Raw genomic sequence first — 9,973 nt, 5'->3', positions numbered from 1 at the left:
CGAGCACACCCGCCTGCACCGACGGACTCGACCTCCACCACTCGACCAACAACACACCCACAACAACCCGAGACCGGGCCCGACTCCGCATTGCGGACAACCAAGACGGCGCCCATCATTGGTGCACACCCACCAGTTCCGAGACCGGGCCCGACTCCGCATTGCGGACAACACCAGATACACCAACTATTGGCGCTCCCCACGAAGCCGGGGTTCGAGGCGACACTCCGCATTGCGGACAACCACAGTGGCGCCAACGATAGGTGTGCACCCACGAACCCCGGGGCGAAACCACCCGGTGGGGCGCGACCGGTCAAGGGGCCACATAGGTCGCGGAGCCAGCACACGCAGCCGCGATGACGCCTCCTGTTCGGCGGAAGTCGAGTACCGGACGTCGAGTACACCCGCCTGCACCGACGGACTCGACCTCCACCACTCGACCAATAACACACCCACAACAACCCGAGACCGGGACCGGTCCACACTCCGCATTGCGGACAACTGCGCCTGCACCAACAATGGGTGCTTACCTACGGACCATGTAGCTGGCGGTCTCGCAAAAGTTAACGCCGGCGATTTCCCACCTGGGCAAACAACGGCCGAAAATGGCTGGATCGTCACCCTTTACGAAAACCGCTCCCCGCGAAGACCCGCACTGCGGACAACCACGACGGCACCCATCATTGGCGCACACCCACGAATTCCTCAAGGGAGTAGCTAACGATCTGCCCTCTCTTACCGGGTGCGTATAGTCCCGGAGGAATGGATTGACAGGAAGGCGAATCTCGATGGCTGAGACGGACGAGATCCTAGAGGCAGGTACACCAGAACCCGCAGTGGGCGGTGCTGCGGCTCGGGCGGTGTCGCTGGTCAAGACGTATGGCAAGGGCGACACCGAGGTGAAAGCGCTCGACGGCGTCAACGTCGAGTTCGGCCGTAACGAGTTCACTGCAATTATGGGGCCGTCCGGTTCGGGGAAGTCGACGCTTATGCACGTGATGGCGGGGCTTGACTCCGCCACCACTGGGTCGGCGTACATCGGCGAGACAGATCTGTCGGATCTGAATGACAAGGAACTCACGTCACTGAGACGCGACCGCCTCGGATTCATCTTCCAGTCCTTCAACCTGGTTCCTACTCTCACCGCTGCTGAGAACATCACGCTGCCCACGAGCATCGCAGGCAGCAAGGTTGACCAGGCGTGGTTCGATGAGGTTACAGACCGCCTCGGCCTGGCGAAGCGCCTGGACCACCGTCCGGCGGAGCTGTCTGGCGGCCAGCAGCAGCGCGTCGCCTGCGCCCGCGCGTTGGTGAGCCGCCCTGAGCTGATTTTCGGCGACGAGCCTACCGGCAACCTGGACTCCAACGCCTCCCGCGAAGTGCTGGACATCCTCCGGACGGCGGTGGATACGGATGGGCAGACGGTGGTCATCGTCACGCATGACGCTCGCGCCGCGTCCTATGCCGACCGCGTGGTGTTCTTGCGCGACGGCAACATTGTCGACGAGATGCGCGATCCGGACATGGATTCCATCCTCCGTGTCATGGCTGGCATGGAGGACTAGATGGCCAATACGCTGACGAAGGTCTCGCTGCGCAACGTCGCGGCGCACAAGCTGCGCCTCGCGCTGACGGTGTTGGCGGTTGTGCTGGGCACGGCGTTCCTGTCGGGTGCGCTGATGTTCACGAACATGCTGTCTGCCACGTTCGATTCTGCGGTGGACACCGCGCTCGAGGACGTGGATGCGGTGGTGCGGCCGACTGAGGGCAGCATCGATATCGACACGTTCGACGCCATTAGGGACACCGAGGGCGTCGATGGGGTGAATGTGTTCGTGGATGTGCCTGTGGTCGCCGCTAGGCAGGATGAAGTTGCGATTCAGACGCAGCTCGGCACCTCTCGCCTCATGCCTTTCTACGGCGAAGGTGAGGCAGTGGGACGAGCACCTTTGCTTATCGACGGCTCCGCTCCCACCGCCGCCGGCGACATCGCCGTCAACGCGAATGGCGCGCAGAAGTACGGCATCGAGATGGGCGAGAAGCTCATCGTGGTGGACAAGGACGGGCGCAACGAGTTCACTGTCACGGGGTTGTACGAGGATCCGTTGGCGCAGGAGACGTCGCTGGTGCTGCGGGTGGGGGAGCAGGCCTACCTCGATCTCTACCGGGACGGCGCGTCGGTGCCGGCGGTGACGGTGGATGGGGGACAGGGGGTCCTCGATAGGCTGAAGAGCGAGTTTCCTGAGCTGGAGGTGCGCGCGGGCGCGGATGTGGCTGAGGAGCTGTCGCAGCAAATCCGCGAGGGTTTGAGCTTTGTCAGCTACTTCCTGGTCGCGTTCGGCCTGGTGGGTTTGCTGGTGGGGACGTTCCTCATTGCGAACACGTTCTCCATGATCGTGGCGCAGCGCACCCGCGAGTTTGCGTTGCTTCGCGCGTTGGGGGCGTCGCGCGGGCAGATCACGCGCTCGGTGGCGTTCGAGTCCGCGCTGGTGGGCGTGATCGGCTCCGCGCTCGGCGTGGCCGGCGGCGTGGGGCTGGTGGCCCTGATCCGGGTGGCGATGGCCCGCTACGGCATGCCGCTGCCGGACGCGGGCACGGGCCTGTCCACCCGCGCGGTGGTGGTGCCGCTGGTGGTGGGCACGCTGGTGACCGTGCTGTCGGCGCTCGCGCCGGCGCGCAAGGCTGGGCAGGTCAAGCCGGTGGAGGCGATGCGCTCCAGCGAGGCCGCCACGCCGCAGCCGCTGCGGTGGCGCACGATCGCGGGCCTGGTCCTGGTGGCCGCAGGCGTGGTAGCAGCGGCCTACGCCATGGGCTGGGACGACGGTGCCACCGGCCGCCGCGCAGCCCTGGTGGGCGCGGCGGCGCTGGCCGCGATCACCGGTCTGTTCCTGGCCGGCCCGGCGCTGAGCTTGCCGGTGGTGCCGCCGCTGGGCAGGGGCATTGGGCTGCCGTTCGGGGCAGTGGGCGCACTCGCGTCCACGAACACGCGCCGCAACCCGCGACGCACCGCCACCACGGCTTTTGCGCTGATGCTGGGTATCGCGCTGGTGACGGTGATCGGCATGCTGGGCGCGTCGATGAAACGCTCGGTGGACGATGTTGCTTCCAGCGAGGTCTCCGCGGACTTCGTGCTCTCCGGCCCACAGAACGGGGTGTTCCCGCTGCCGGAGGACCTGCCGGAACGGCTGGACGCGGTGGACGGCGCCGGCGAGACGGTCAGCTACACCCAGGCGCCGATCTCGGTGGACGGGCAGTTCGGCTACCAGCTCGGCGGCTTCGGGGTCACGGACGTGCTGCAGGGCGATCCGGCGGACCTAATCTCCTTGGACATGGTGGAGGGAAGCTCCAGCTTGGAAGGCAACACCATCATCGCGCCCGAGCCGCTGGCACAGGAACACGGCTGGCGCGTGGGCGACACGCTCACTGTGGCTGGCCCGACGGGCGAATCGGTTGAGGCAACCCTGGGCGGGCTGTTTGAAACGTCGAATATCTTGCAGTCGTTCGTGGTTTCCGACGAGGCGGCCGCCGCCACGGGCGCGCGCGGCACGGGCCGGATCCTCATGATCGGCGTGAACAATAACGGCACGGTGGACGAGGACCAGCTGCGCGCCAACCTCGAGGAGCTGGTGCGCCACGACATCGTGGTGCAGGTCCGTTCCACGCAGGACATGGCGGGCGAGGTCTCCGCCATGATCGACCAGATGCTGTTCATCCTCTACGCGCTGCTGTCCCTGGCGGTGGTGATTGCGGTGCTGGGCATTGTGAACACCCTGACGTTGTCGGTGATTGAGCGCCGCCAGGAGATCGGCATGTTGCGCGCGGTGGGCACGCAGCGCCGCCAGATCCGGACGATGATCACGCTCGAGTCGGTGCAGATGACGGTCTACGGCGCGATCCTCGGCGTGCTGCTTGGGCTCGGTTTGGGGTGGGCGTTCCTCACCGTCCTTGAGGCCAAAGGCTTAACGACGATCGTGGTTCCGTGGCCGCTCATCGGCACCGTGCTTGCCGGTTCGTTCGTAGTCGGTTTGCTGGCCGCGGTGTGGCCGGCCGGCAGGGCCGCGAAGACACCGCCGCTGGACGCCATCGCGGAGTAGGGGCTCTACCCGAAGCCGTACACGCCGACCGCGGAGGCGGCGATGGCGGCCAGGGCGGTGCCCACGCCGTACTTCGCAGCAAGGACGAACTCGCCGCTTTGGGCCATCTCGCCGAGCTGCCGTGCGAGCATGGACAGGGTGGACAGAGCACCGGCGAAGCCGATACCGATGCCGACGCGCCACACGCCCGGTGCTGCCACCGCGAAGCCGATGACAGCTGCCGCCGAGACGTTCGCCGCGAACGTGGACGCCAGCGTGCTGTGAATCTGGCGCATGAGCAGCCAGCGGGCAAACCCGCCTAGCATTCCGCCGATGAACACGGCCACAACTCCGATGAGTAGAGGCAACAGCTCAGGCATGCCGGTGCCCCCGGGTGGCGTCGCCGGCCATCCAGGCCAGGGTGGCGGTGGTGAGGCTGAGCACGATGATGAATCCGGCCCACACCGGCGAATCCGACACCGCGGTCAAGGAAACCGCGGACAGCGTGGAAAACCCGCCGAGGAAGCCCACGCCCCAGAACGGGCCGGGTTGGAACAGGCCCATGGCGAAGCAGGCGACCAGGTTCACTGCGGAGGTGACGGTCAGCGCGAGGGCTTCGGGCGTGGTGGGGCTAACCCAGATGAGGACCAGGTAGCGTGCGACAGCTCCAAGCCCCGCGCCCAACGCCACGGAAAGGCCGGTTGTTAGGTCATCGAACTGCACATTTGTCCACCTTAGCGCCCTATCCGGCGAAGGCGCGAAGGCCCCAGCGCATGCCGAACCAGGCGGCGACGATGCCCAGCACCGCCGTGCGCAGCGCGTAGCGAAGTGCTTCACGGTGGCGCCCAGCGGTGATCAGGTCGCCGAGCTCGCGGGAGAAGGTGGACCAGGTGGACAGCGCGCCGGCGAAGCCTGCGCCAAGCGCGATCTGCCACGGTACCGGGGCAGCGACGGCGAAACCGGCGACGGCGCAGGCCACCGTGTTGGCGGCGAAGGTGGCGGCGCGGGCGTTATCGATCAGCCGGGTCAACGCGAAGCGCGCCATGCCGCCGAGCAGGCCGCCGGCGAACACCACGGCGAGGGTGAGTGCCAATCCGAGCCAGCTAGCCATGGCGGCGCTCCCGGAGGGTGTGGCCGAGAAGGTAGGAAACTATAGACATCGCAAAGCTAAGTGCGACGATGACCAGCGCGATGATCGCCTCCGACTGCATCGCCGCCACCGAAATCGCGGAGAAGGTGGTGAAGCCGCCGAGGAAGCCCGCGCCCCACAACGGACCCGGCTTGTACAGGCCCATGGCGAAGCAGCCGAGCATGTTCACGGCGAAGGTCAGTGCGAGCGCCGCCGTGGACCCGGGTGCGGCCGATAGGAGCACAAGATGCCTGACAACGGCACCAAGGCCCGCCCCGAGCCCAACCGTGAGTGCTGTCCGGAATGTGTCCACGGCTGGGAGTCTATCGCCAGTCCATCTGCTGGCGTTCCACGAACTCCGCGACCTCCTCCGGGGTCTTCTTCAGGTACGGGTCCCAGGCGAGGTACTCGCGGGTCTCGCGCACCACGATGCCGGACAGCAACAGCAGGCCGATCAGGTTCGGGATGGCCATCAGCCCGTTGGACAGGTCGGAGAACGTCCACGCCAGCTCCAGCGACGCCACCGCGCCGACAAACGACAGCGCAGTGAAGAACATGCGGTAGGGGATGGACGCCCAGTCGCCGAACAGTGCCACGATGGCGCGCTCGCCGTAGTAGGACCAGCCCAGGATGGTGGAAAACGCGAAGAAGATCAGTGCGACGGAGACGATCAGGCTGCCCCACTCGCCGGGCAGGGCCGTCTCGAAGGCGGTGGCGGTCATGATCGCGGCCTGGTCGCGGCCCATGTCCCAGGTGCCGGCGGTGACGATGACCAGGCCTGTGATGGTGACAACCAAGATGGTGTCGATGAACGTCTGCGTCATGGACACCAGCGCCTGGCGCGCCGGGTGCTGCGTCTTCGCGGCGGCGGCGGCGATTGCGGCGGAGCCCATGCCGGACTCGTTGGAGAAGATGCCGCGGGCCACGCCGAACTGAATGGCCAGCATGATGCCGGAGCCGACGAAACCGCCGGTGGCTGCGGTGCCGGTGAACGCGTCTGTGAAGATGGTGGTGATGGCCGCCGGCACCCGGTCCGCCATGAGCGCCAGCGCGGTGATGCCGCCGCCGACGTAGATGACGATCATCAGCGGCACGAACGCCGCGGTGATTTTGCCGATGCCCTCGATGCCGCCGAGCACGGCCGCGCCGACGGCGAAGAAAATGACCACGCCGGCGACGTTGGCGCTGATGCCGAAGGCGTCGTGCATGCCCGCGGCGATGGAGTTGCCCTGGGCGAGGTTGCCGATGCCGAAGGAGGCGAAGATGGTGAACAGGGTAAATGCCGCAGCGAGGAATTTGCCGAAGCGGCCGCCGACACCGGTTCTTAAGTACTCGTGCGGCCCGCCCTGCTGTTTGCCCTTCTTGTCGGTGGTGCGGAAACGCACGCCCAGGTAGGCCTCGGAGTACTTCGAGGCCATGCCCACGATGCCGGTGAGCCAGATCCAAAACAGCGCGCCGGGCCCGCCGATGGAGATCGCGGTGGCCACGCCGACGATGTTGCCGGTGCCCACCGTGGCGGCCAGGGCGGTGGTCAGGGCCTGGTAGTTGGAGATGTCGCCGGCGCCTTCCTCGGCCTTGTCTACGAACGCGTGGCGGGTGGCGCGGCCGAGGGTGCGGAACTGGATGCCGCGCAGGCGGATGGTCAGAAACAGGCCGGTGCCCAGCAGCAGGGGGATGAGCAAGAACGGTCCCCAGACAAAAGTGGAGATAGCACTGAGGATGTTGTTCAAGTTGTCAGCCATGAACAGAAGTAAAACATACAGTGCGGTGAATAATATATAGGTGGCAGGAAATACATTCACGGGCGATGATGGTGGGAAGGACTCTGCCTGAGACACAAGGAGCATTGCCATGGCACACCAACGCGCCGGACAGCCCGCCCGCGACGAAGACCTCATCGACATCGCCGAGGTGGTCACCGCCTACTACACCCGCGACATCGACCCGGAAAACCCGGACCAGCAGGTCGCCTTCGGTACCTCCGGCCACCGCGGCTCGTCTCTGGACAGCGCGTTCAACGAGGCGCACATCCTGGCCACCACGCAGGCAATCGTGGACTATCGCCGCGGCGAGGGCATCGACGGGCCGGTCTACATCGGCCGCGACACCCACGCCCTGTCCGAGCCGGCGATGGTCTCCGCGCTTGAGGTGCTCATTGCCAATGGGGTGCCGGTGCTTGTCGACGCTAAAGGGCGCTACACGCCCACCCCGGCTGTCTCCCACGCCATCCTGACCCACACCGGCGGCAAGGCCGACGGCATTGTGGTGACCCCGTCCCACAACCCGCCGCGCGACGGCGGTTTCAAATACAACCCGCCCACCGGCGGGCCCGCGCCGGCGGAGGCGACGGACTGGATTGCCAAGCGCGCCAACGAGTACATCGCCGCAGGCCTCGACGGTGTGAAGCGCACTCCTGTCACGGGCGTGCTGGACGAGCGCGCCGGGAAGTTCGACTACCTCGACCACTACGTTTCCGACCTGGGCAGCGTGGTGGACATGGACGCGATCAAGGCGTCCGGCCTGCACATCGGCGCTGACCCGATGGGCGGTGCGTCCGTGGACTACTGGGGCGCGATCGGCGAGCGCTACGGGCTGAACCTCGAAGTGGTCAACCCGCACGTGGACGCCACCTGGCGGTTTATGACGCTGGACACCGACGGCAAGATCCGCATGGACTGCTCCAGCCCGAACTCCATGGCCTCGCTGGTGCACAACCGAGACAAGTTCGACCTGGCCACCGGCAACGACGCGGACGCCGACCGCCACGGCATCGTCACCCCCGACGCGGGCCTGATGAACCCGAACCATTACCTGGCCGTGGCCATCGAGTACCTGTTCAGCCACCGCGACGGCTGGGCGGATGGCACCGCGGTGGGCAAGACCTTGGTCTCGTCCTCCATGATCGACCGCGTGGTCGCATCGCTCGGCCGCGAGCTGGTGGAGGTGCCTGTCGGCTTCAAGTGGTTTGTGCCGGGGCTTATCGACGGCACGATCGGCTTCGGCGGGGAAGAATCTGCCGGCGCGTCGTTTTTGCGCAAGGACGGCACCGTCTGGTCCACCGACAAGGACGGGTTGATTATGGACCTGCTCGCCGCGGAGATCGCCGCCGTGACCGGTAAAACCCCGTCCGCGCGCTACGCGGAGCTCGAGACTGAGTACGGTGCCCCGGCCTACGCGCGCATCGACGCCCCGGCCGGGCGCGAGGAAAAGGCCAAGCTCAAGGCGCTGTCGGCGGACCAGGTCGCGGCGGATGCGTTGGCGGGCGAAGCTATCGTCGCAAAGCTGACTGAAGCTCCTGGCAACGGTGCCGCCATCGGCGGGTTGAAGGTGACCACTGAAAACGCGTGGTTCGCCGCACGCCCGTCCGGCACCGAGGACAAGTACAAGATCTACGCCGAGTCCTTCAAGGGCGACGCGCATTTGAAGCAGGTGCAAGAGGAGGCACAGGCGCTCGTTTCTGAAGTTTTGGACAACTAATGGAGTAACGTACGACCTGTGAGCACAACTTCAACCCCCGCGCCCCAGCGCGACACCAAAGCGCTGGTGCTGGATGTACTTTCCGCGCTGGCGCGCTTCTTCATGGCATACGTATGGCTGGACGCCGGCATTGCGAAAATCGGCGTCCCCCTCGACGTAACCAAGACCATCGAGGCCTACGAGATTTTCACCCCCGACTGGTCCTACCTGCTGGCTCACATCATCGGCCCGCTCGAAGTCGCCGGCGGCCTGCTGCTGCTTCTTGGCATTAAGCTGCGCTGGTCCGGCAAGGTGTCCATCATCGTGCTGACGCTGTTCATCATCGGCCTGCTGTCCGCATGGCAGCGCGGCCTGGTCATCGACTGCGGCTGCTTCGACCCGTCTGAGGCCGGCGAAGGAGAGAGCAACCTGCTCGTCACCGTGGCGCGCGACCTGGGCTACATCGCGATTACCGGGTTTATGATGTGGCGCCCGTTTAAGAAGTTCGCTATCTACCCCTAAACTTGTGCGGGTAGACAGTACCCGTCATGCCGCAAGGCACGCACAACAGGAGATAACTGTGACCACACGTAAAGTGGAAAACCCGAACAAGAAGGGCAACACCGCCTTCATCTGGGCGGTCCTCGCCGTCCTGGCTATTGCCCTCGTGGTGATCGGCCTGATCGTCTTCAACGGCCGCGAAAACCGCAGCGCCGCAATCCAAGAAGAGATGATCGACCTCGAAGGCGTCAACGTCGCCTGGGATGGGGAGGAAAACACCATCCACCTCACCGGCGACAACGCCGACGCGAAGACTGCCGAGCTGTTCGAAGACTTCTCCTGCACCCACTGTGCGGACCTGCACATCGCCACCGACGAGGCAATGCTGGAGAAGCTCAAGGCCGGCGAGATCAACGTTGAACTGCGCCCGATGACCGCCTTGGACCAAGGCCAAGAAGGCCACTCCACCAAGGCGCTCGCTGCCGAGCTGGCCCTGATCGCCAACGGCGACCTGGCGCAGGCGTTCACCGTCCGCGACTACCTGTTCCAGAACCAACAGTCCGCGTACAACAAGTACGACAACGACGGCTTCGCCGACCTGGCCAAGGACTACGAGGCATCCGACGCGGCCATCCAGGACATCCGCGACGGCAAGTACGTCGAGGCCGCCAAGCGCATGGGCTCTGAGAACATGAAGTACCAGGAGGACGAGACCGGCGAGGCGTGGACCCCGCGCGTTCTGGTGGACGGCAAGGACATCGAGGACCTTGCGGGCGAGCGCGACCAGTGGCCGGAGACCCTGGCCGGGATGTAA

Annotated in this window: 10 protein-coding genes; 5 read left to right on the top strand and 5 right to left on the bottom strand. The window is 65.8% G+C overall.

What is annotated here, in order from left to right:
* Window positions 1–788 precede the first annotated feature (788 nt).
* Both NUW87_RS10190 and NUW87_RS10185 read left to right on the top strand, forming a co-directional pair.
* On the top strand, window positions 789–1,565 hold the full coding sequence (locus tag NUW87_RS10190) for an ABC transporter ATP-binding protein (RefSeq protein WP_269028396.1): 777 nt from the start codon (window positions 789–791) through the stop codon (window positions 1,563–1,565).
* Window positions 1,566–4,094, top strand: coding sequence for an ABC transporter permease (locus tag NUW87_RS10185; protein WP_269028394.1), 2,529 nt, complete (start codon window positions 1,566–1,568; stop codon window positions 4,092–4,094).
* A gap of 5 nt (window positions 4,095–4,099) precedes the next feature.
* Here the strand turns inward: NUW87_RS10185 and NUW87_RS10180 are convergent, their stop codons facing one another.
* From NUW87_RS10180 to NUW87_RS10160, 5 genes are read right to left on the bottom strand one after another with little or no spacing between them, the layout of a single operon-like run.
* Complete coding sequence (locus NUW87_RS10180; RefSeq protein ID WP_269028393.1) at window positions 4,100–4,453, bottom strand: FluC/FEX family fluoride channel; 354 nt, start codon at window positions 4,451–4,453, stop codon at window positions 4,100–4,102.
* Entirely contained in the window at window positions 4,446–4,796 is a 351-nt protein-coding gene (locus NUW87_RS10175) for a CrcB family protein (RefSeq protein WP_239219722.1), read from the bottom strand. Before NUW87_RS10175 ends, NUW87_RS10180 begins: the two co-directional genes overlap by 8 nt.
* Before the next feature lie 19 nt (window positions 4,797–4,815).
* Window positions 4,816–5,184: a fluoride efflux transporter FluC gene (locus NUW87_RS10170; protein WP_239219724.1), complete on the bottom strand. Its 369-nt coding sequence runs from the start codon at window positions 5,182–5,184 to the stop codon at window positions 4,816–4,818.
* On the bottom strand, window positions 5,177–5,515 hold the full coding sequence (locus tag NUW87_RS10165) for a CrcB family protein (RefSeq protein WP_269028390.1): 339 nt from the start codon (window positions 5,513–5,515) through the stop codon (window positions 5,177–5,179). The genes NUW87_RS10170 and NUW87_RS10165 overlap by 8 nt, the downstream gene beginning before the upstream one ends.
* Before the next feature lie 10 nt (window positions 5,516–5,525).
* The gene (locus tag NUW87_RS10160) at window positions 5,526–6,944 is read right to left on the bottom strand and encodes an alanine/glycine:cation symporter family protein (protein WP_269028388.1); all 1,419 of its coding nucleotides are present in this window, start codon (window positions 6,942–6,944) and stop codon (window positions 5,526–5,528) included.
* Between the two features lie 109 nt (window positions 6,945–7,053).
* Between NUW87_RS10160 and pgm the strand changes: the two genes are divergently transcribed.
* The 3 genes from pgm to NUW87_RS10145 are packed head-to-tail and all read left to right on the top strand — an operon-like array spanning window position 7,054 to window position 9,973.
* Entirely contained in the window at window positions 7,054–8,679 is a 1,626-nt protein-coding gene (pgm, locus tag NUW87_RS10155; RefSeq protein WP_269028387.1) for a phosphoglucomutase (alpha-D-glucose-1,6-bisphosphate-dependent), read from the top strand.
* 18 nt (window positions 8,680–8,697) lie between these two features.
* Window positions 8,698–9,180, top strand: a complete 483-nt coding sequence (locus tag NUW87_RS10150) for a MauE/DoxX family redox-associated membrane protein (protein WP_269028385.1) — start codon at window positions 8,698–8,700, stop codon at window positions 9,178–9,180.
* A gap of 58 nt (window positions 9,181–9,238) precedes the next feature.
* On the top strand, window positions 9,239–9,973 hold the full coding sequence (locus NUW87_RS10145) for a thioredoxin domain-containing protein (protein WP_269028383.1): 735 nt from the start codon (window positions 9,239–9,241) through the stop codon (window positions 9,971–9,973).

The sequence above is a fragment of the Corynebacterium pilbarense genome (assembly GCF_026930265.1).
GTDB classification, from domain to species: domain Bacteria; phylum Actinomycetota; class Actinomycetes; order Mycobacteriales; family Mycobacteriaceae; genus Corynebacterium; species Corynebacterium pilbarense.
Note: the sequence above shows the minus strand (reverse complement) of the source record. Positions and strands in the feature narration are given on the sequence as shown.

What these genes read in the sequence shown, in the direction of transcription:
- NUW87_RS10190 (WP_269028396.1), top strand. Translation starts at nt 789, where the DNA reads ATGGCTGAGACGGACGAGATCCTAGAGGCAGGTACACCAGAACCCGCA.
- NUW87_RS10185 (WP_269028394.1), top strand. Translation starts at nt 1,566, where the DNA reads ATGGCCAATACGCTGACGAAGGTCTCGCTGCGCAACGTCGCGGCGCAC.
- NUW87_RS10180 (WP_269028393.1), bottom strand. Translation starts at nt 4,453, where the DNA reads ATGCCTGAGCTGTTGCCTCTACTCATCGGAGTTGTGGCCGTGTTCATC.
- NUW87_RS10170 (WP_239219724.1), bottom strand. Translation starts at nt 5,184, where the DNA reads ATGGCTAGCTGGCTCGGATTGGCACTCACCCTCGCCGTGGTGTTCGCC.
- NUW87_RS10160 (WP_269028388.1), bottom strand. Translation starts at nt 6,944, where the DNA reads ATGGCTGACAACTTGAACAACATCCTCAGTGCTATCTCCACTTTTGTC.
- pgm (WP_269028387.1), top strand. Translation starts at nt 7,054, where the DNA reads ATGGCACACCAACGCGCCGGACAGCCCGCCCGCGACGAAGACCTCATC.